General features: G+C 72.8%; 21 protein-coding genes. 3 read left to right on the top strand and 18 right to left on the bottom strand.

The window, feature by feature from the left end:
• Window positions 1–42: 42 nt before the first annotated feature.
• From OG811_RS22265 to OG811_RS22250, 4 genes are read right to left on the bottom strand one after another with little or no spacing between them, the layout of a single operon-like run.
• Window positions 43–684: a hypothetical protein gene (locus tag OG811_RS22265; RefSeq protein ID WP_406068406.1), complete on the bottom strand. Its 642-nt coding sequence runs from the start codon at window positions 682–684 to the stop codon at window positions 43–45.
• 9 nt (window positions 685–693) lie between these two features.
• Window positions 694–1,194 carry a GNAT family N-acetyltransferase gene (locus tag OG811_RS22260; RefSeq protein ID WP_406068404.1) on the bottom strand — a complete coding sequence of 167 codons (501 nt, stop codon included), beginning with the start codon at window positions 1,192–1,194 and terminating at the stop codon, window positions 694–696.
• A gap of 46 nt (window positions 1,195–1,240) precedes the next feature.
• A complete protein-coding gene (locus tag OG811_RS22255) occupies window positions 1,241–2,716 on the bottom strand; it encodes a serine hydrolase domain-containing protein (RefSeq protein WP_406068403.1) in 1,476 nt (491 codons plus the stop codon).
• Between the two features lie 54 nt (window positions 2,717–2,770).
• Window positions 2,771–3,274, bottom strand: a complete 504-nt coding sequence (locus OG811_RS22250) for an ArsR/SmtB family transcription factor (RefSeq protein WP_406068401.1) — start codon at window positions 3,272–3,274, stop codon at window positions 2,771–2,773.
• A 125-nt stretch (window positions 3,275–3,399) separates the two neighbouring features.
• Between OG811_RS22250 and OG811_RS22245 the strand changes: the two genes are divergently transcribed.
• A complete protein-coding gene (locus OG811_RS22245; RefSeq protein WP_406068400.1) occupies window positions 3,400–4,284 on the top strand; it encodes a universal stress protein in 885 nt (294 codons plus the stop codon).
• Here OG811_RS22245 and OG811_RS22240 read toward each other — a convergent pair.
• The 5 genes from OG811_RS22240 to OG811_RS22220 all read right to left on the bottom strand — a co-directional run bounded on the left by OG811_RS22240 (window position 4,277) and on the right by OG811_RS22220 (window position 8,290).
• Window positions 4,277–4,909, bottom strand: a complete 633-nt coding sequence (locus OG811_RS22240; protein WP_406068398.1) for an FMN reductase — start codon at window positions 4,907–4,909, stop codon at window positions 4,277–4,279. The two genes, OG811_RS22245 and OG811_RS22240, sit on opposite strands and share 8 nt — an antisense overlap.
• On the bottom strand, window positions 4,906–6,045 hold the full coding sequence (locus OG811_RS22235) for an LLM class flavin-dependent oxidoreductase (RefSeq protein ID WP_406068396.1): 1,140 nt from the start codon (window positions 6,043–6,045) through the stop codon (window positions 4,906–4,908). The genes OG811_RS22240 and OG811_RS22235 overlap by 4 nt, the downstream gene beginning before the upstream one ends.
• Window positions 6,046–6,198: 153 nt before the next feature.
• Window positions 6,199–6,477 (bottom strand): ubiquitin-like small modifier protein 1, encoded by a 279-nt coding sequence (locus OG811_RS22230; protein WP_406068395.1) that lies wholly within the window; start codon window positions 6,475–6,477, stop codon window positions 6,199–6,201.
• Between the two features lie 2 nt (window positions 6,478–6,479).
• Window positions 6,480–7,565, bottom strand: a complete 1,086-nt coding sequence (locus tag OG811_RS22225) for a WD40/YVTN/BNR-like repeat-containing protein (RefSeq protein ID WP_406068393.1) — start codon at window positions 7,563–7,565, stop codon at window positions 6,480–6,482.
• Between the two features lie 83 nt (window positions 7,566–7,648).
• The gene (locus OG811_RS22220; RefSeq protein WP_406068392.1) at window positions 7,649–8,290 is read right to left on the bottom strand and encodes a DNA-3-methyladenine glycosylase; all 642 of its coding nucleotides are present in this window, start codon (window positions 8,288–8,290) and stop codon (window positions 7,649–7,651) included.
• Between the two features lie 100 nt (window positions 8,291–8,390).
• On the opposite strand from OG811_RS22220, the gene OG811_RS22215 reads away from it, so the two are divergent.
• A complete protein-coding gene (locus OG811_RS22215; protein WP_406068390.1) occupies window positions 8,391–8,816 on the top strand; it encodes a DNA-binding protein in 426 nt (141 codons plus the stop codon).
• A 250-nt stretch (window positions 8,817–9,066) separates the two neighbouring features.
• On the top strand, window positions 9,067–9,420 hold the full coding sequence (locus OG811_RS22210; protein WP_406068389.1) for an MmcQ/YjbR family DNA-binding protein: 354 nt from the start codon (window positions 9,067–9,069) through the stop codon (window positions 9,418–9,420).
• A gap of 43 nt (window positions 9,421–9,463) precedes the next feature.
• Here the strand turns inward: OG811_RS22210 and argH are convergent, their stop codons facing one another.
• The 9 genes from argH to pheT all read right to left on the bottom strand — a co-directional run bounded on the left by argH (window position 9,464) and on the right by pheT (window position 20,635).
• The gene (gene argH, locus OG811_RS22205) at window positions 9,464–10,927 is read right to left on the bottom strand and encodes an argininosuccinate lyase (RefSeq protein ID WP_406075857.1); all 1,464 of its coding nucleotides are present in this window, start codon (window positions 10,925–10,927) and stop codon (window positions 9,464–9,466) included.
• Between the two features lie 8 nt (window positions 10,928–10,935).
• The gene (locus OG811_RS22200) at window positions 10,936–12,147 is read right to left on the bottom strand and encodes an argininosuccinate synthase (protein ID WP_406068388.1); all 1,212 of its coding nucleotides are present in this window, start codon (window positions 12,145–12,147) and stop codon (window positions 10,936–10,938) included.
• Complete coding sequence (locus OG811_RS22195) at window positions 12,144–12,659, bottom strand: arginine repressor (protein WP_406068386.1); 516 nt, start codon at window positions 12,657–12,659, stop codon at window positions 12,144–12,146. The genes OG811_RS22200 and OG811_RS22195 overlap by 4 nt, the downstream gene beginning before the upstream one ends.
• Window positions 12,656–13,594, bottom strand: a complete 939-nt coding sequence (argF, locus tag OG811_RS22190; RefSeq protein ID WP_406068385.1) for an ornithine carbamoyltransferase — start codon at window positions 13,592–13,594, stop codon at window positions 12,656–12,658. The genes OG811_RS22195 and argF overlap by 4 nt, the downstream gene beginning before the upstream one ends.
• Window positions 13,591–14,820, bottom strand: a complete 1,230-nt coding sequence (locus OG811_RS22185; protein WP_406068384.1) for an acetylornithine transaminase — start codon at window positions 14,818–14,820, stop codon at window positions 13,591–13,593. Before OG811_RS22185 ends, argF begins: the two co-directional genes overlap by 4 nt.
• Window positions 14,817–15,722 carry an acetylglutamate kinase gene (gene argB, locus OG811_RS22180; RefSeq protein ID WP_272617687.1) on the bottom strand — a complete coding sequence of 302 codons (906 nt, stop codon included), beginning with the start codon at window positions 15,720–15,722 and terminating at the stop codon, window positions 14,817–14,819. The genes OG811_RS22185 and argB overlap by 4 nt, the downstream gene beginning before the upstream one ends.
• Window positions 15,719–16,891 (bottom strand): bifunctional glutamate N-acetyltransferase/amino-acid acetyltransferase ArgJ, encoded by a 1,173-nt coding sequence (argJ, locus tag OG811_RS22175; RefSeq protein ID WP_406068382.1) that lies wholly within the window; start codon window positions 16,889–16,891, stop codon window positions 15,719–15,721. Before argJ ends, argB begins: the two co-directional genes overlap by 4 nt.
• Window positions 16,888–17,889 (bottom strand): N-acetyl-gamma-glutamyl-phosphate reductase, encoded by a 1,002-nt coding sequence (gene argC / locus OG811_RS22170; protein ID WP_406068380.1) that lies wholly within the window; start codon window positions 17,887–17,889, stop codon window positions 16,888–16,890. The genes argJ and argC overlap by 4 nt, the downstream gene beginning before the upstream one ends.
• 199 nt (window positions 17,890–18,088) lie before the next feature.
• Window positions 18,089–20,635, bottom strand: a complete 2,547-nt coding sequence (pheT, locus tag OG811_RS22165) for a phenylalanine--tRNA ligase subunit beta (protein ID WP_406068378.1) — start codon at window positions 20,633–20,635, stop codon at window positions 18,089–18,091.
• Window positions 20,636–20,644: the final 9 nt, after the last annotated feature.

The raw sequence follows: 20,644 nt of genomic DNA, 5'->3' as shown, positions 1-20,644 counted from the left end.
ATCCTGCCCCACGACGCTACGCCGGATCGGTCGCCGGTGACGCTACACCGGATCGACGACCGGTGATGTCGGCAGGTCGAGGATGTACGAGTCACCCTCCGGGCGGAAGCCGAGCCGGTGGTAGTAGGGGGCGACCATTCGGGGCGGGCTGACCACCCGGTGGAAGCCCCGTTCGGTGAACAGGTGGCTGCGCCGGTAGACGAACTCGCCCGGGGTGAAGTCACGGAACTTCGGGGTCACGTAGTCCAGGTCGATCTGGGCGACTCCGCGCGCCTCGGCGTGCGACAGCACCACCCCGACCAGCTCATCAGCCGTGACCACCAGGAACGCGGAACGTCCCGACGCGTCCGGGTCCCAGTGGAAGTCGGGGTTGAACCGGGCGATGTCGGCCGCGTGCACCCGCAGCGTGTGCGCGAGGAACTGGTCGCCGACGCCGACCTCCACCACCTGGTAGGTCTTCTCGTCGTGCCGGGTGGCGAGCATCCCCCGCAGGTACCAGAGGTTGATCACCGTAAGCACGATGTTGAGCCCGACCATGGGCCAGACCTCGATCGCGGCGTTGTAGCCGATCAACACGAGGCAGCCGACGAGATTGAGCGCGCGCAGCCGCAGGATGCGCGACTGCAGCAGCGACCAGACCAGCACCGCGGAGCCGGCCCAGCCGACCAGATCCAACCAATTCACTCCGCGAGACTAGTGCCCGGCCAGGCCAGGACCGTCGGCGGGCAGTTCCAGCAACCACTCCTCGACGTCCTCGCCGCGGCCGTTGGCGTACCCCGAGTCTTCACCGACCACCACGAAGCCGCACTTGCGGAGCACCGCGAGGGAGGCGGCGTTGTCCTTGGCGACGCGGGCGTGCACCGGTCGGGGCAGCTCGCGCAGCAGGGCGTCCAGGGCCGCCGTGGCGTGACCCCGACCCCAGCGGGCCGGGTCGATCCAGTAACTGACCTCGGTCTGGTCGTCGACCGGAAAGGCGCTCACGTAGCCGACCACGTCGCCGTCGACCTCGACGGTGCGGACCACGTTCGCCGGGTCGGTGAGCACCCGGGCCCAGTGCCGGGCGAACTCCCGGTGGTCGGACGGGTCCTTGGGGCCGAACGCGGCCATCCGGTTGGCCTCCGGGTCCTGCTGGTGCAGAAAGAACTCGACGAGGTCGTCCTCCAGGACCGGACGCAGCCGCAGATCAGAAGTCATCGGGCGAGGGTACGCAACGGGGGTGTCAAAAAAGGGGGAGGCGGACTCAGCCGGCGACGGCCGCGACCGCCAGCACGGCGGCGACCAGGGAACTCGCCACCGACAGCAGTCGACGCCACGGCACCCGCGCGTCGACCACCGGCAGGGCACGCCACCGGGTCGCCGCCAGGGCCACCCCCGCCGCAAAGAGCCCGGCCCCGAGCGGCCACAGCCAGGCCGGCACCACCGACCAGTCCCCCATGCGGTGCGCCAAGCCGAGATAGGCGAACGCCCACACCGCCGCCGCCAGCAGCGTCACCCGGTCCAGTTCGCGGCGCCGGGCGGTGCCGAGCAGCGACAGGCCGCCGAGGAAGGTGAAGGCCAGTGCGAGGCCGGCGCCGGTCCACACCGGCGCCACCGGCGCCACCGCTCCGGCCGCCTCCTTCTCCGGCAACCCGAGCAGGCGCAGACCGATCGGCTCGACGCCCCGGTCGGTGTTGCCGAGCACCACCACCGCCCTGCCGGTGGCCCGTTCGAAGCCGATGTAGGACCGAAATCCGCTGGTCGCGCCGTTGTGCCAGACCACCTCGCGGTCGCCGTGTCGGGTGGTGAACCAGCCGTACCCGATGCGGGTGTCGTCGTCCTCGCGGAAGCGGGCGGTGGCGGCGTCGGCGCCGGGCGCGGTGCCGGCGAGGGTCGCGGCGAGCAACCTGCCCAGGTCCTCCGCCGTCGACCAGGGGCCGACGCCGGCCGGGGCGTACCCGGCTCCCATCCAGGGGTCGAGCGGCCGGCCGCTGGCCCGGCTGCCCTGGGCGCGACCGGCCGGCAGGTCGTCGTCGCGGGTGGCGACGACGGTGGCGGTCATGCCGAGCGGCCGGAGCAGCCGCGCGTGCAGCAGCTCGGGGTACGGAACGCCGGCCTTCGCGGCGAGCGCGTGGCCGAGCACGGACGGCCCGAGGTTGGAGTAGTGGACCGCGCCGCGCCCGTCGTCGGGGCTGACCCGGTCGGCGGCGCTGCGAATGGTGTCGACGCCCTGCCCGGCGTACGGGTTGCCGCCGGAGACGTTGGCCCAGAGGATGCGTGCCCAGCCCAGTACGGAGGCCGGGGCGAGGCGGGGCAGTCCGGCGCGGTGGCTGGCCAACTCGGCAAGCGTGCTGTCGCCGGCCGGGCCGGTGACCTCGGGCCAGGTGGTGCCGAGCCGGTCGTCGGGGCCGACGACACCGGCGGCGACCTGGTCGGCGAGGAGCATGCCGGTGAGCGCCTTGGTGACCGAGCCGATCTCGAACGGGGTGCCGGGCTCGACGGGTCGACCGGCGAGGTCCCGGTCGCCCAGGCCGGCGGTGCGGATCCGGCCGTCCTCGACCAGGGCGACGGCGAGCCCGCGGTGCCCCGACGGATCGGGCGTGGCCGACCGTGCGGCAGCGGCCAGGTCGCGATCGCCGGTGGTCTGCGCGCCGAGTCGGGGCACCCGGGGCATCAGCGCCACCCCGACCAGGCCGGCGATCAGCGCGACGACGAGGGCGGTGACGGTCGTCCGGCGCATGGTGGCTCCTCCGTGGGGGGTCGTCGGATGCGCGGCTGAGCCGCGGGGTGTGGGTCAGCGGCCAGCGGCGGTGAGGATGGCCAGCAGCGGCACCACGCGTTCGGCCGGGACCGCGTACCGACCTCGGCCGACGCTGCGCAGCCAACCGGCGGAGGTGATCTGGCGCAGGTGGTGATGGAGTTGACCGGTGGTGCCCAGCTCCTCGATCTCGGCGAGCTCGCTGGTGCTCTGCCGACCGCCGAGGACCTCCCGCAGCAGCCGCAGCCGGACCGGGTGTGCCAGCGCGGAGAGCGTGCTGGCCAGCTCCGTCCAGTCGACGGCGAGCAGGTCGTCCACGGTACGGCCGTACTGCCAGTCGTAGTGCTGGTCGGCGACGCGGACGGTGCCGGTGTAGAGGACCGCGCCCGTGCCGTCGGGCGGCAGTCGCTGCTTGAGGCCGTCGAGAGCCCAGAAGGTGCCCTCGGACGCGGGCGGTGCTGGCGGTGCCGCCGTCGGGCGCTCGCTCAACGCGGCGACCTGTGTCTCCAGCGCGGCCAGCCGCTCTTCTACGGTGCTCACACGTCGATAATACGAATGTACGTACTTCCGTGCAAAATCTATTGGCAGCCCATTGGTCGATCCGCGACGAGACTGATGCCTCAGAGGCAGCAAGATGACTCTGAGGCAGCAAACCGACCCAGGGAGTGCCGATGAACCGACCTGTCGTGGTGGGAGTGGACGGATCGCCATCCAGCCTCGTCGCCGCGGAGCACGCGGCCCGCGCCGCACTGCTCCGGTCCCGGCCGCTGCTCCTGGTGCACGGCTACCTGCATCCGCTCGGCTACGGCGTGCCGCTCAACCCGTACGACGTCGGGGTGCCGGTGCCCTCCGATGAGGCGCTGAAGATGTTGGAACGCACCGCGGCCGACCTGGCCGGCCGCTGGCCCGGTCTGGTCGTCGAGGTGCGCCAGGTCGCCGGCGGTCCCGGCATCACCATGATCGAGGAGTCCCGCCGGGCGGAGCTGGTCGTGGTGGGCAGTCGAGGGCTGGGCGGATTCGCCGGGCTCCTGCTCGGCTCGGTCGGCGCGCAGGTGGCCGCGCACGCGCACTGCCCGGTGCTGGTGGTCCGCCCGGAGGAGCAGCCGATCCCGGTGGACGCCCCGGTGCTGGTCGGCGTCGACGGCTCCGAGTCGTCCCAGCTCGCCGCAGGCTACGGCGCCGACGAGGCAGCGCTGCGGGACGTGCCGCTGGTGCTGGCGCACATTGGTCCACCCGACGGCGACCGGACGATGCCGGAGGAGATCGAGGAGTCGCGGGCCGCGTACCAGGCCGAGGCGGTGCGGCTGCTGGCCGACGCCTCCGCCGCGGTTCGCTCCGCGCACCCCGACCTGGTGGTGCGGGAGCATCCGGTCCGGGCGGCCGGCGCGGCCCAGGGGCTCATCGAGGCCAGCGGCACGGCGTCGCTGCTGGTCGTGGGCACCCGGGGCCGGGCCGGATTCATTGGGATGCTGCTCGGCTCGGTCAGTCAGGCGGCGATCCAGCACGCGCACTGCCCGGTGCTGGTCGCCCACCCGTACCCGGTCAGTTGACCGGACCGTCACCCCGACCGAGCATCTGCAGGAAGTCGGTGGTGAGGGCGAACGGATCGGCGGGGCCGCTGGCCGGCGGCCGACGCTCGACCTGATCGGCCAACTCCCCTGCCGCACGCCGGATCCGGGCCCGCAACGCGCCATCCGCGGTGCCATCGGACCAGTCCTCCGGGGCGGCGAAGACCGAGGTGGGGACCACCACGGCCCGCAGGTAGCTGAACATCGGACGGACGGCGTGCTCCAGTGCCAACGAGTGCCGGGCGGTGCCGCCGGTGGCCCCGATCAGCACCGGCCGGTCGACCAGCGACTCGGCGTCCAGCACGTCGAAAAAGGACTTGAACAGCCCGTTGTACGAGGCGCTGAAGATCGGGGTGACGGCGATGATCCCGTCCGCCCCGGTCACCGCGTCGATGGCGCCGCGCAGCGCGGCCGGCGGGAACCCGGTGAGCATGTTGTTCACCACGTCGTGGGCGTACTCCCGCAGGTCGACGACGCGCAGCTCCACCTCGGAGCCGCGCCGGACCAACTCGTCGCGGGTAGCCGCGGCGAGCTGGTCGGCGAGCAGCCGGGTCGACGAGGGCTGACTCAGCCCTGCGGAGACCACGGCCAGGGTGCGGTGGGTCATCGGGCCACCTCCGGCGCCTTGCCCGTGACGTCGTCGACGGCGTGCACGGTGCTGTCCTTGGCGCCGCCCGCTGCGGCGACCAGCGAGGCGTGCGTGGGCGCCTCCGGCACGTGCGCCGGACGCAGCCCGGCGAACTCCTTGCGCAGCACCGGCACGACCTCCTCGCCGAGCAGGTCGAGCTGCTCCAGGACCGTCTTCAGGGGCAGGCCCGCGTGGTCCAGCAGGAACAACTGTCGCTGGTAGTCACCGACGTACTCCCGGAAGCCCAGCGTGCGGTCGATGACCTGCTGCGGGCTGCCCACGGTCAGTGGGGTCTCCCGGGTGAACTCCTCCATCGACGGCCCGTGGCCGTAGACCGGGGCGTTATCGAAGTACGGCCGGAACTCCCGGACCGCGTCCTGCGAGTTGCGCCGCATGAACACCTGCCCGCCGAGGCCGACGATGGCCTGGTCGGCCGAGCCGTGGCCATAGTGCGCGTACCGCTCGCGGTAGAGCCCGACCATCCGCTGGGTGTGCTCCTTGGGCCAGAAGATGTGGTTGGCGAAGAAGCCGTCGCCGTAGTAGGCGGCCTGCTCGGCGATCTCCGGGCTGCGGATCGAGCCGTGCCAGACGAACGGGGGCACCCCGTCGAGCGGGCGGGGCGTCGAGGTGAACGACTGCAGCGGCGTGCGGTACTTGCCCTTCCAGTCGACCACGTCCTCACGCCACAGCCGACGCAACAGGTCGTAGTTCTCGATCGCGAGGGGAATGCCGGCGCGGATGTCCTTGCCGAACCACGGGTAGACCGGGCCGGTGTTGCCGCGGCCCATCATCAGGTCCACCCGGCCGTCGGAGAGGTGCTGGAGCATCGCGTAGTCCTCGGCGATCTTCACCGGGTCGTTGGTGGTGATCAGCGTGGTCGCGGTGGACAGCAGCAGCCGCTCGGTGCGCGCCGCGATGTGGCCGAGCATGGTGGTCGGCGACGAGGGCACGAACGGCGGGTTGTGGTGCTCGCCAGTGGCGAAGACGTCCAGGCCGACCTCTTCGGCCTTGAGCGCGATGGCGACCATCGCCTTGATCCGCTCATGCTCGGTCGGCTCCCGACCGGTGGTCGGGTCGACCGTGACGTCGCCGACGGTAAAGACTCCGAACTGCATGACCAGCTCCTCGCGTGTCAAACCGGGTCTTCCGTGATACCCCGGATGCACCTCTCAACTTATTTGACGAGTCAACTATTCCGTCAGCGATACGCCTCGCAGTGGCGTCGATCACCCCTCAGCACGCCGCGTTCGGTCGGTGTCCGGTCTCGCTCAGCCGCCCGCGACCGACGGCAGCACCTGCACCTCAGCGCCGTCGCCGACCGGGGTGGCCAGACCGCCGGAGTGCCGGCAATCCTCCCCGTCGACGAAGACGTTGACGTAACGGCGCAGCTCTCCGCGTTCGTCGCGGATCCGCCGGGACAACCGCGGATGACTGGCGGCCAGCTCGTCGAGGACCGCCCGCAGCGTCCCAGCGGCGGCGGTGACGCTCAGCCGACTGGCACCGCCGGCCTCGCCGCGCAGCGGGCCGGGCAGCAGCACGGTGACCACGCTCAGACCGCCGCAGCCCGAACGCAGAGCACGTCGGGCAGGTGCGCCGCCACCAAGGACCAGGAGTCGCCCTCGTCGCGGCTTGCGTAGACCTCGCCGGAGCGGGTGCCGAAGTAGACCCCGCCCGGGGTGGCGTCGTCGGCGCACATCGCGTCGCGCAGCACCGCCGGGTAGAACGGGCCCTCGGGCAGCCCCACCGACAGCGGCTCCCACTTGCCGCCGGCGTCCGTCGAGCGAAAGACCCGACAGCGGTGGTCGGTGGGGAACCGCTCGCTGTCGGCCACCAGCGGGAACGTCCAGACCGTGCCGCCGCGCCCGGGGTGGGACACCATCGCGAAGCCGAAGTCGCTCGGCAGCCCGTCGGCGATCGAGGACCAGGTGCAGCCGTCGTCGTCGGAGCGGTAGACGCCGTGGTGGTTCTGCGCGTAGAGCCGCTCGGGGTTGCCGGCGTCCCGGGCGACCTTGTGCACGCACTGGCCGAACTCCGGCCACTCGTCGGGCATGAAGTAGGCACGGATGCCGGTGTTGCCCGGCGCCCAGCTCGCCCCGGCGTCCTCCGAGCGGTAGACCCCGCCGGTGGACATGGCGACCAGCAGCCGGGCCGGGTCACGCGGGTGGGGCAGCACGGTGTGCACGGCCTGGCCACCGAACCCGGCCCCCCACTCGGGGCGGTGCGGGTGGTCCCACAGGGACCGAACCAGCTCGAAGCTGCGGCCGCCGTCGGTGGACCGGAACAGCGCCGACGGCTCGGTGCCGGCCCAGACCACGTCCGGCTCGTCGGGACCGGCCGGCATCAACTGCCAGACCCGCCCGAGGGTCGCGCCCGTGTCGGCCGGGAAGGCGACCGGGGCCTCGTCGGGCTCGTCCCACGAGGCGCCGAGGTCGTCGCTGGTGGCGACGCTGGGCCCAAAGTGTGAGCTGGTCACCCCGGCGAGCAGCCGCGGGGTGGGGCGCCGGGTGTCGACCGCGATCGCGTAGACACCGGTCATCGGGAAGTGCGGACCGGTGATCTCCCAGCTGCGCCGGTCATCGCCGCTGGTGGCGAGAAACAACCCCTTCGCCGTGCCGATCGCGAGCAGTGTTGCCATGACGTCCTCCGAATCGTCGGTGAGCAGGTGCGGCGATTATGGCCACACCCCCCGACACGTTCGCAGAACACACGCCCGGAGGGTCAGGGCCGGATGCGGGGCACGTGTCGCCGGTACGCGCTGACCGTCGGGTCGCCGTCGAGCCAGAACCGCCACGGCAGGTCGAGAGCGCCGGTCACGCCGACCCGTGGACCGGCGACCACCGCCTCCGGCGGCACCGGCCGCGTCGGCGGGCACAACCGGACCGGCCCGTCGCCCAGCAGGTACCCGCCGTACGCCGAACGGTCGATGCCGAGCGTGGCACAGAGCCGGGCCGGGCCGCGGGCCAGATCCACATCCCGGCGTACGGCCGGTCGGCGCTCCCGAGCCGCGGCCAGGCCGTCCACCACTTCCCCGGCGCGCACCAGCACCGCGGCAGCCTCACCCTCCACCCCGGTGACCACGTTCATGCACCAGTGCATCCCGTAGGTGAAGTAGACGTAGGTGTGCCCGGCCGGCCCGAACATCACCGCGTTGCGCAGGGTGCGCCCCCGGTGCGCGTGCGAGGCCGGGTCACCGGCCGTGCCGGCGTACGCCTCGACCTCGGTGATCCGGACAGTGACGCCGCCCGCGTGCAGTTGGCAGCCCAGCAGGCCGCGCGCGGCCGGCAGCAGCGGCCCGGCGAGCAGGTCCGCCAGCTCCGCCAGGCCGGCGTCGGTGGGGCGGTCACCGGGCAACAGGTCCATGACCCGACGGTACCCAGGCAATTCGCGAACCCCACGTGCGGGCACCCCCATCCTTCAACATTGTGTTGACAATCAATCGTTGATGAGGTGTGCTCGGGGCATGACGACGGACGATCCGTTCACGGCGCCCCACCCGGCCCGCGCCCGCGCCCACCGCACCCACGAGGCACTGCAGCGCATCAGTCAGCGGCACGCCGGCACCGACACCCGACGCGGGCGCTGGGCCCACCCGTACGTGCTGGATCCCTGGGAGGCGGTGGCGCTGGTCACCGCGCTGGCCGCGGGCGGAGCCGAGCGGGAGCCGGCCGAGGAACCGGTCGACGCCGCCGACCTCACCGCCGCGCTGACCCTGCTGCCGCACGTCCGCGCCGAACTGGATGCGCTGGAGGCCGGGCTGCTGACACTGGCCCGCGACCGGGGGCTGACCTGGCAGGCCATCGCGTACGGGCTGGGCCTGGGCAGCGCGCAGGCGGCCCGGCAGCGCTACGAGCGGGTCGCCGCCCGCTCGGCCGGGCCAACCGACTGACCGGCACGCCCCCGCTCGTACATGGAAGATCGTGCTCGAACATGGAAGTAGGGGCCTCACGCGGGGCCAAGGCCACTAGATCCTGGATCGAGCACGATCTTGCGGGGCGTCGCGCGGCGTGACGGGGGTGCGGCCAGGGGCGGGCGGCGCGGCGGGGGGCGGTGGCTCGGTGGTCCTGCCAAGCGGACCGGCACGCCGCGTGCCGGCGGGCGGTTGTCCGGGCACACTGTGCGCACGACGAGGAGGCACCATGGAGCGCGCGGAGATGCTGGCGTACTGCCTGGCCAAGCCGGGAGCGTGGCTGGACCGGCCGTGGGAGGGCGACGAGGTGGTGAAGGTGGGCAGCCGGATCTTCGCGTTCCTCGGCAACGGCGGGGGGAAGCCGACGGTCGGCATCAAGTGCGGGCCGACCCGGGAGGTGGCCGACGAGTGGCTGCACCGGCACCCCGACGACGCCCGGGTGATGGCCTACATCGGCCGGTCCGGGTGGAACACGCTGCGCCTGGACGGCGCAATCGACGACGAGGAGCTGACCGAGGCGGTCGACGCGTCGTACGACATGGTGGTGGCGAAGCTCCCGAAGCGGGAGCGCCCGACGGTCTGAACCGGCCGTGGCGCCGGCGGCATGCGCCGACGCCACGGTGAGGTCAGCGCGGGACGACCCGCTCGATGGCCCACTCCCGCCAGGCGGCCAACCGGTCCGCCGCAGCGGCGAGCTGGTCGGCGACCGGGCCAGGGCCGGTGGAGCCGGGGGTGGTCCGGGCTGCGAGGGCCGAACGGACCGAGAGCACGTCGCGCACCGACGGGTCGAGGTGACCGCTGACCGCGGCCAGGTCGTCGTCGGAGACGTCCTCCAGCTCGCACTCCCGAGCCGCGCAGAGCGCCACCAGCCGGCCGGTGATCTCGTGCGCGTCACGGAACGGCACGTGGCGCCGCACCAGCCAGTCGGCAACCTCGGTGGCGAGGGAGAACCCGACCGGGGCGGCGGCGACGAGCCGGTCCACCCGAACCGTCATCGTGGAGATCATTCCCGCGAGGGCCGGCAGCAGCAGCTCCAGGGTGTCGACCGCGTCGAAGGCCGGCTCCTTGTCCTCCTGCATGTCCCGGTCGTAGGCCATCGGCAGACCCTTGAGCATGGTGAGCACGGTCATCAGGCCGCCGACCAGGCGGCCGGACTTGCCGCGCGCCAACTCGGCGATGTCCGCGTTCTTCTTCTGCGGCATGATCGACGACCCGGTCGCGAAGGAGTCGTCGAGCTCCACCCAACCGAACTCGTGCGAGGTCCAGAGCACCACCTCCTCGCCGAGCCGGGACAGGTGCACCCCGATCAGGGCGGTGGTGAAGAGGAACTCGGCGACGAAATCCCGGTCGGCGACGGCGTCCATCGAGTTGGCGAACGACGTACGGAAACCCAGCTCCTTCGCCACGGCCAGCGGGTCTAACGGCAGCCCGGAGCCGGCCAGCGCGCCCGCGCCGAGCGGGCTGATCGCCGCCCGGTGGTCCCAGTCACGCAGCCGCTCCAGGTCACGCAGCAACGGCTGCACGTGCGCGAGCAACCAGTGCCCGAAGGTGACCGGCTGGGCGTGCTGGAGGTGGGTCATGCCGGGCGCGGCGGTGTCGATGTGCCGCTCGGCCTGCTCGACCAGCGCATCGGCCAGCTCCACCAGCCGGCTGGCCACGCCCCGGGCGTGGTCGCGCAGGTAGAGCCGCAGGTCGGTGGCGACCTGGTCGTTGCGGGACCTGCCGGCACGCAGCTTGCCACCGAGGCTGCCGAGGCGCTCCAGCAGACCGCGCTCCAGCGCGGTGTGCACATCCTCGTCGTCGATGGTCGGGCGGAACGCCCCGGAGGCGCAGGCGGCCTCCAGGTCGTCCAACGCGGCCAGGATCCGGCCCAGCTCCTCGGGGTCGAGCAGGCCAGCACCGGCGAGGACCCGGGCGTGCGCCCGGGAGCCAGCGATGTCGTACGGGGCCAGGCGCCAGTCGAACTGCACGCTCACCGACAGGCGGGCGAGCGCCTCGGCGGGGCCGCCGGCGAAGCGGCCACCCCACAGGCTCGTACGGTTGGTGGCGGCACTGTTCTCGGTCAGGCTCTTGTCGTCCACGCCGCCCATTGTGGGGGTCACTGCGCGGAACCGCCGAGCCGGGCGTCCCGAGCGGCGGCCATCCGACTCGGAAGCCCCCACAACTGCACGAAGCCCTTCGCCAGGGACTGGTCGAAGGTGTCGCCGGTGTCGTAGGTTGCCATCCCGAAGTCGTAGAGGCTCGCCTCAGAGCGCCGGCCGGTGACGGTGGCCCGGCCGCCGTGCAGAATCAGCCGCACCTCACCGCTCACGTGCCGCTGCGCGTCGTCGATGAACGCGTCCAGCGAGTCCTTCAACGGCGAGAACCACAGGCCGTCATAGACCAGCTCACCCCAGCGCTGGTCGACGCTCCTCTTGAACCGGGCCAGGTCGCGCTCCACGGTCACCGCCTCCAGCTCCTGGTGGGCGGTGATCAGCGCGATCGCGCCGGGAGCCTCGTACACCTCGCGGCTCTTGATGCCGACGAGCCGGTCCTCGACCATGTCGAGCCGGCCGATGCCCTGCGCGCCGGCGCGCCGGTTCAGCTCCAGGATCGCCTGGTACGGGGTCACCGTCTCACCGTCGATCGCCACCGGCACGCCGCAGTCGAAGGTGATCACGACCTCGTCGGCGTCGCGGTCCTGCGCCGGATCGGCAGTGTACGAGTAGAGGTCCTCGATGGGGGCGTTCCAGATGTCCTCCAGGAAGCCGGTCTCCACCGCCCGACCCCACAGGTTCTGGTCGATCGAATAGGGCGACCTGGCCGACACGTCGATCGGCAGCCCCTTCTCCTCGGCGAAGGCGATCGCCTTGTCCCGGGTCCAGGCGAAGTCCCGGGCCGGCGCGATGATCTTCAGGTCGGGGGCGAGCGCGTTCAGGCCCACCTCGAACCGGACCTGGTCGTTGCCCTTGCCGGTGCAGCCGTGCGACACGATCGTGCCACCGTGCTTGCGCGCCGCGGTCACCAGGTGCTTGACGATCAGCGGCCGGGACAGCGCCGACACCAGCGGGTAGCGGTCCATGTAGAGGGCGTTGGCCCGGATGGCCGGCAGACAGTAGTCGGCGGCGAACTCGTCGCGCGCGTCGACCACCTCGGACTCGGCGGCGCCACAGTCCAGGGCGCGCTGCCGGATCGCGTCCAGGTCCTCGCCGCCCTGCCCGACGTCGACCGCCACCGCGATCACCTCGGCGCCGGTCTGCTCGGCCAGATACGGAATGGCGACGGAGGTGTCCAACCCCCCGGAGTACGCAAGCACGACCCGTTCGGTCATGACGTGGTGTTCCCTTCAACGGTGTCTTCCCGGCGGGCCCAGCCGGCGAGCTTCTCGCCGAGCGCAGCCCCGCCGACGGCCTCGCGGGCCACGACGAGGATGGTGTCGTCGCCTGCAATGGTGCCGACGATCTCGGGCAGGCCCGCTCGGTCCAACGCACTGGCCAGGTACTGGGCTGCGCCCGGCGGGGTACGCAGCACGGCGATGTTGCCGCTGGAGTCGACCCCGTTGAGCAGCTCGTGCAGCAGCCGCACCAGCCGGGCCGGCGCGGCCTCGGCGTCGCGCAACGGCCGTTGGCCGTCCTCGGGGATCAGGTAGACGGCCGGGCCGTCGCCGCCGCGTACCTTGACCGCGCCCAACTCCTCCAGGTCCCGCGAGAGGGTGGCCTGGGTGACGCCGACGCCGTCGGAGGCGAGCAGGTCGGCCAGCTCGGTCTGCGACCGGATCGCCTTGTCGCGGATCAGCTCCACGATCCGGGCGTGCCGGGCCGCGCGGGTCAGCTGCGCGGTCATCGGGACTCCCCGATCCCGGTGCCCAGCAGGAACGTCAGCAGCGCCTTCTGCACGTGCAGCCGGTTCTCCGCCTGGTCGAAGACCGCGCTCTGCGGGCCGTCGAGCACCTCGTCGGTGATCTCCTCGCCACGGTGCGCGGGCAGGCAGTGCAGCACGATCGCGTCCGGTGCGGCCTGGCCGAGCAGTTCCTTGTTGACCTGGTACGGCAGGAACGGGGTGATCCGGTCCAGCCCGTCGGACTCCTGACCCATCGACGTCCAGGTGTCGGTGGCCAGCACGTCGGCGTCACGTACCGCCTGGGCCGGGTCGGTCAGCACCCGCACCGACCCGCCGGTGTCGGCGGCGATCTGGGCCGCCCGGGCCACCACGGCCGCATCCGGTGCGAAACCGGCCGGCCCGGCGATCCGGACGTGCATCCCGGCCAGCGCCCCGGCCAGCAGGTACGACTGCGCCATGTTGTTCGCGCCGTCTCCCACGTACGCCAGGGTGCGCCCGGCCGTGCCGCCGCACCGCTCGCGCACGGTCAGCAGGTCGGCCAGCAGTTGGCACGGGTGGAACCCGTCGGTGAGCGCGTTGATCACCGGCACGCTGGCACCCGCCGCCACCTCGGCGATCCGGTCGTCGCCGTGGGTACGCAGCACGATGGCCGCGACGTAGCGGGACAGCACGCGCCCCGCGTCGGCCAGCGACTCGCCGCGGCCGAAGTGGGTGACCTGCGTGTCCACGACCAGGGGATGTCCGCCCAGCTCGGCGATGCCGGCGTCGAACGAGATCCTGGTCCGCAGGCTCTGCTTGTCGAAGAGCACCGCCACCGAGCGGGGGCCGACCAGCGGCCGGTGGCCGAACCGATCCTCCTTCATCCGCGCCGCCAGGTCGAGGACCGTGGACTGCTCGGCGGGCGAGAGGTCGTCGTCGCGCAGGAAATGCCGGGTCATGGCGTCGTCCCCGTCGTGGTGGGCAGCCTGGGTGATTCGAGCTCCGCGCCGGCGGCTGCGGGGGCCGTCGCGTCCAGGGCGGCGGGCAGCGCCGCGAGGAAGGCATCCGCCTGGGCGGCGGTGAGGATCAGTGGCGGGGCCAGCCGCACGACACCCGACTGCACCGGGTTGACGAGGAAGCCGGTCTCCCGCAGGGCCTCGGCGAGCACCGACGCCACCGGCGCGGTGAGCGCCACGCCGAGCAGCAGACCGGCGCCGCGGACCCCGGCGATCAGCGGGTGGCCCAGCGCCTCGATGCCGTGCCGCAGCCGCTCACCGACCCGCGTGACGTTGTCGAGCAGGCCCTCGTTGGCGATTGTCGCCACCACGGCGAGCGCCGCCGCGCAGCTGACCGGGTTGCCGCCGAACGTGGTGCCGTGCGAGCCGGGGGTGAGCAGGTCCGCGGCGCGGCCGAAGGCCAGCGTGGCCCCGATGGGCAGCCCACCACCCAGCCCCTTGGCCAGGGTGATCACGTCCGGCTCCACGCCCTCGGCCTGGTGCGCGAACCAGTGCCCGGTGCGACCGATGCCGGTCTGCACCTCGTCGAGGACCAGCAGCGCGCCGTGCCGGGCGGTGATCCGCCGGGCCGCGGCGAGGTAGCCGGCCGGCGGCACGAGCACGCCGTTCTCACCCTGGATCGGCTCCAGGATCACCATGGCGGTGGCGTCGGACACGGCCGCCTCCAGGGCGGCGACATCGCCGTAGTCGACGTGGGTCACCTCGCCGGGCAGCGGCCGGAACGGGTCGGCCTTCGCCGGCTGGCCGGTCAGCGCGAGGGCACCCATGGTGCGGCCGTGGAAGCCGCCGTTGGTGGCCACCACGTGGCTGCGGCCGGTGCGCCGGGAGAGCTTGAACGCCGTCTCGTTCGCCTCCGCGCCGGAGTTGGCGAAGAAGACCCGGCCGGGCCGGCCGGCGAGCGCCAACAGCAGCTCGGCCAGGGCGACCGGCGGCTCGGCGACGTAGAGGTTGGAGACGTGCCCGAGGGTCGCGACCTGCTTCGACACCGCGGCCACCACGGCCGGATGGGCGTGGCCGAGGGCGTTCACCGCGATGCCACCCACCAGGTCGAGGTACTCCCGGCCGGCGTCGTCGACCACCACCGCACCGGCGCCGGAGACCAGCGCCAGCGGCGGCGTGCCGTAGTTGTCCATCATGGACTGGTTCCAGCGCTGCACCAGAGTGCTCATGCCCCGACCGTCCCGTCTCCCGGCACCACCATCGTTCCGAACCCTTCCGAGGTGAAGACCTCAAGCAACGTGGAGTGCGCCACCCGACCATCGACGACGTGCGCGGCGGGCACGCCCCCGCCCACCGCCCGCAGGCAGGCCTCCATCTTCGGCACCATCCCCGACTCGAGGCTGGGCAGCAGCTTCGCCAGGTCGTCGGTGGTGATCTCGGAGATCAGGCTGGTGGTGTCCGGCCAGTCGGCGTACAGGCCGGCCACGTCGGTGAGCACGACCAGCTTGCGGGCCCGTAACGCGACAGCCAGCGCGGCGGCGGCGGTGTCCGCGTTGAGGTTGTGCAACACCCCGTCGACGTCCGGCGCCACCGTGGAGATCACCGGAATCCGGCCGGCCTCGATCAGGTCGGTCACCGCGGACACGTCGACCGACTCGACATCCCCGACCTGGCCCACGTCGACCGGCAGCCCGTCCACGTACGCCGGGCGGCGCACCGCGGTGAACAGTCGGGCGTCCTCGCCGGAGAGGCCGACGGCGTACGGACCGTGCGAATTGATCAGCCCGACCAGCTCGCGGCCCACCTGCCCGACCAGCACCATCCGGACCACGTCCATCGCCTCGGCGGTGGTCACCCGCAGGCCACCCCGGAACTCGCTGGCGATACCGAGCCGGCCCAGCATGGCGGAGATCTGCGGGCCGCCGCCGTGCACCACCACGGGCTTGAGGCCGGCGTACCGCAGAAAGACCATGTCCGCGGCGAACGCCCGCTGCAATTCGGGATCGGTCATGGCGTTGCCGCCGTACTTGACCACCACCGTGGAGCCGGAGAAACGCGCCAGCCAGGGCAGCGCCTCGATCAGCGTCTCCGCCTTGACCTGGGCGCGGGTGAGGTCGGAGCTGAGGCTCATGAGGAGTACGCCGAGTTCTCGTGCACGTACGCGTGGGACAGGTCGTTGGTCCAGATCGTCGCGGCCGACGTACCGGCGTGCAGGTCGATCCGGATGGTCACGTCCCGCCCGGTCAGGTCGACCTTCGAGCGGTCCTCGGCGGCGGCGCCGCGCCGGCACACCCACACCCCGTTGACCGCCACGTCCACCTCGTCCGGCTCGAACGCGGCGGCGGTGGTGCCGACGGCGGCGAGGATCCGACCCCAGTTGGGGTCGTTGCCGAACAGCGCGGTCTTGACCAGGTTGTTGCGGGCCACCGAGCGGCCCACCTCGACCGCGGCGTCCTCGACCGCGGCGCCGACCACGTCGATGGCGATCTGCTTGGTGGCGCCCTCGGCGTCGGCCACCAACTGCTGGGCCAGGTCGTGACACGCCGCGGTGACGGCAGCGGCCAGCTCGGCCGGAGTCGGCTCGATGCCGCTCGCACCGCTGGCCAGCAGCAACACGGTGTCGTTGGTGGACATGCAGCCGTCGGAGTCGACCCGGTCGAAGCTGACCCGGGTGGCCGCGCGCAGCGCCTCGTCCAGCGTCGCCGGCCCGGCCACCGCGTCGGTGGTCAGCACGCAGAGCATGGTGGCCATCCCCGGCGCGAGCATCCCGGCGCCCTTGGCCATGCCGCCGACCGTCCAGCCGCTGCCCCGGGCCACCGTGGTCTTCGGCCGGGTGTCCGTGGTCATGATCGCCTCGGCGGCAGCCGGGCCGCCGTCACGGGACAGCCTCCGGATCGCCGAGCGGACGCCCGGAAGCAGCTTCGGCATCGGCAGCCGCTCACCGATCAACCCGGTGGAGCAGACCGCGACCTCACCGGCGCCGAGGATCAGCCGTGGGCTGACCGAGGTCAGCGCGGCGGCGGTGTGCTCGGCGGTGGCGTGGGTGTCCTGGAAGCCGGCCGGGCCGGTGCAGGCGTTGGCGCCACCGGAGTTGAGCACCACGGCGCGGACCACACCGCCCTGCACGACCTGCTGGGTCCAGCGCACCGGCGCGGCCTTGACCCGGTTGGTGGTGAAGACACCGGCCACACCGGCGTCCGGGCCGTCGTTGACCACCAGAGCGACGTCCGCCCCACCGCCGGCCTTGAGGCCGGCGGCGACTCCGGCCGCCCGGAACCCCCGTGGGGTGGTCACACTCATGGGCTGACTCCCCAGATCGACAGGCCCGTCGTCTCGCGCAGGCCGAGCATCAGGTTGGCGTTCTGGACGGCCTGACCGGCTGCGCCCTTGCCCAGGTTGTCCACGGCGCTGAGCACGATCAGACGACCCGAGTCGACGTCGACGGTGGCCTGCAGGTGGCAGGAATTCGAGCCCAGGGTGGCGGCGGTGTGCGGCCAGCGGCCCTCCGGCAGCACATGCACGAACGGCGTGTCCGCGTACGCCTGCGCCAGCACCTGCTGCGGGTCGACGCCGCGCGCCGGCACCGCGGTGACCGTGGCCAGGATGCCGCGCGGCATCGGGGCCAGGACCGGCGTGAACGACAGGCCGGTCGCGCCGGTGGCCTGCTTGATCTCGGGTACGTGCTGGTGGGTGCCCACCCGGTACGGCGACAGGTCCCCCAGCACCTCGCTGGCCAGCAGGTGCGGCTTCAACGCCCGCCCCGCGCCGGAGGTGCCGGAGGCGGCGACCACCACGACGTCGGCGGGGCTGGCCGCGCCGTCGGCGATCAGCGGCGCGAGCGCCAGGGTGATCGCGGCGGCGTAACAGCCGGTGTTCGCCACCCGGGTGGAGCCGGCGATCAACTCCCGCTGACCGGGCAGCTCGGGCAGGCCGTAGGTCCACTGCCCGGCGTGCGTGCCGCCGTAGTACTGCGCCCAGGCGTACGGGTCGGCCAGCCGGTGGTCAGCGCCCAAGTCGACGATTCGCACCTCGGCCGGGAGTTGGGCCGCGAGGGCCGCCGACTGGCCGTGCGGCAGGGCCAGGAAGACCAGGTCCGCGTCGGCCAGGGTCGTCGGATCGGTCTCGCCGAGCACCAGGTCGAGCCCGGTGAGCTGCGGGTGCACCACATCGACGCGGTGCCCGGCCTGGCTGTGCGCGGTGGCGGCGACCAGATCGAACTCCGGGTGCCCGGCGACCAGGCGCAGCAGCTCGCCCCCCGCATAACCGCTCGCACCGGCGACCGCGACTCGGATCCCCATACTCACCTCCGCATGACTATGCAGCGAAGGCTAGCAGCGGCGGCCGGATCACTGCAAGTTCATACAGAGCGCTGCATGGTGATGAGCACCCGCGCCAGCCCCCGCGATCTTGCACTTACTGTCCTCGCATGGCCGATAAAAGGTGCATATCGGCGACACGAACTGCAAGATCGCGGGGGTGGGGCGGCCCCGGTAAGCCTCAGGCGCCGCGCAGGGTCGCGCCGACACGCTCCGCCGCGACGGCGACCGCCGCGTCCCGTGCCGCAACCGCCTCCTCGACGGTGAGCGTCCGGTCCGGTGCCCGGAAGGTGAACTTGTACGCCAGTGACCGGCGGCCGGCGCCGAGCTGCGCGCCCGCGTACACGTCGAACAGCCGCACGTCCTCCAGCAGCTCACCGGCGCCCGCCTCCAGCGCCCGGCGCACCTGCTCCGCCGGCACCGAGTCGTCCACCACCAGGGCCACGTCGATCAGCGCCGGCGGGAAGCCGGAGACCGCCGGGGCGGGCGTCACCGGAGCCGCCGGCAGCGCGTCCAGGTCCAGCTCCATCGCGCAGGTACGGCGGGGCAGCTCCAACGCCGCGACCACCACCGGGTGCAGTTCACCCGCATGCCCGACGACCGAGCCGTCGACCCGCAGCTCAGCACAGCGGCCCGGGTGCCACGGGGCGTACTCGGCCGCCCGCACCTCGACCCGCTCGCCCGAGACACCGGCGGCGTCCAGCACGTCACGCACCGCCTCGATCGCGTCCGCCCAGCCGGCCGCTCGACCCGGCCCCCACCATCCGGCGGGGTCGAGGTCGCCGGACAGCACCACCGCGACGTGCACCGGCTGCGCCGGCACCACCGCGTCGGCGGCCGCGAACTCCGCGTCGGTGGGGCGCCGGTCCACGCCCATCGCCGGCGGGCTGCCGGCACCGATGCGCGGGTGGAAGACCGCGCCGATCTCGTAGAGGGCGAGGTCGCGGTGACCCCGGCCGAGGTTGCGCTTGAGGATGCCGAGCAGCGGGCCGAGCAGCGTGGTGCGCAGCAACGGCTCCTCCTCGGACAGCGGGTTGGCCAGCCGCACCGCCGACCGACGCGGGTCGTCGCCCGGCAGGCCGAGCAGGTCGGCCAACTCCGGCGACACGAACGGGTGCGCGAGCACCTCCACGTACCCCCGCTCCGCCAGCGAGACGGCGACCGCCCGGCGCCGACGCTGCCGCGGGGTGAGGCCACGGCCGGGGGGCGCGGTCGGCAGCACCGACGGCACCCGGTCGTACCCGTCGAGGCGGACCACCTCCTCGACCAGGTCGGCCGGATCGGTCAGGTCGGGCCGCCAGCTCGGCGGGGTGACACTCAGCACCGCCCCGGCGCCGCTGGCCACGCCGACCGCGCCCGGGTCCTCGGACAACCGGTCCGTGCCCTGCGCGACCGTGCAGCCGACCCGCTCCAGCAGGGCGACCACCCGCGCCGGCGGGTACTCGACCCCGACCCGCCGGGTCGGCAGGTCCGCCGGAAGGCTGATCGGGGTACGCGGCCGGACGTGGTCGATGTCCAGGATCTCCGCGCTCGGGGTACCCCCGCCGTGCTCGGTGAGCAGCCGCACGGCACGCTCCAACGCGACCAGCGCCACGGCCGGGTCGACGCCCCGCTCCCAGCGCTTCGCGGCCTCGCTGAACAGCTTGTGCCGGCGGGCCGTGCGCCCGACCATCGCCGGGTCCCAGTGCGCCGCCTCGAAGAGCACGTTGGTGGTGTCGGCGACGACCTCGCTGGTCTCGCCGCCCATCACCGCGGCCAGCGAGATCGGCCCGGTGGCGTCGCAGATGACCATGTCGTCGGCGGTGAGCACCCGGTTGACCCCGTCGAGGGTGGTCAGCTTCTCCCCCACCTCGGCGCGACGGACGACCAGCGCCCCGGCGATCCGGTCGGCGTCGAAGGCGTGCATCGGCTGACCCAGCTCCACCATCACGTAGTTGGTGATGTCGACCGGCAGCGAGATGCTGCGGATGCCGGCGGCGACGAGCCGCTGCTGCATCCAGGACGGCGTGGGCGCGCTCGGGTCGACCCCGCGGACGAGGCGGGCGGTGAACCGGTCGCAGCCGACCGTGTCACGGACCTCCACCGGGTACGCCGGCGACTCGGTGCCGCCCGGTGCGGGCACCAGGGCCGGGTCGCGCAGCGGCACGTCGAACGCGTGCGACAGCTCCCGGGCCAGGCCCCGCAGGCTCAGCGCGTACCCCCGGTCGGGGGTGATCTCCAGCTCGAGCAGGACATCGTCGAGGCCGACCACCGGGCGCGCGTCGTCGCCCGGCTTGGCCGTCACGTCCGGCCCCAGCACGATGATGCCGGAATGGTCGTCGCCCAGGCCCAGCTCCTTCGCCGAGCAGATCATGCCCGCGGAGTTGTGCCCGTACGTCTTGCGGGCGCCGATGGCGAAGCCGCCGGGCAGCACACCACCGGGCAGGATCACCACCACCCGGTCCCCCGGGGCGAAGTTGCGCGCCCCGCAGACGATCTCCTGCGGCTCACCGGTGCCGTTGGCGGCACCCACGTCGACCCGGCAGAACCGGATCGGCTTCTTGAAGCCGGTGAGCTCCTCGATCTCACGCACCTCACCGACGACGAGTTGGCCGGTGACGGTCTCGGCCAGGTCCACCACCGACTCGACCTCGATACCGAGGTCGACCAGGGCCTGCTCCAGGTCACCGGTGGGCAGGTCGGCGGGCAGGTCGACGTACTCCCGCAGCCAACTGACAGAAACTCGCATGACTTCAGA

The organism is Micromonospora sp. NBC_01638, from assembly GCF_045209745.1.
GTDB lineage: Bacteria > Actinomycetota > Actinomycetes > Mycobacteriales > Micromonosporaceae > Micromonospora.
The sequence above is the reverse complement of the archived record's forward strand: the minus strand, read 5'-3'. Positions and strand labels throughout refer to the sequence as shown.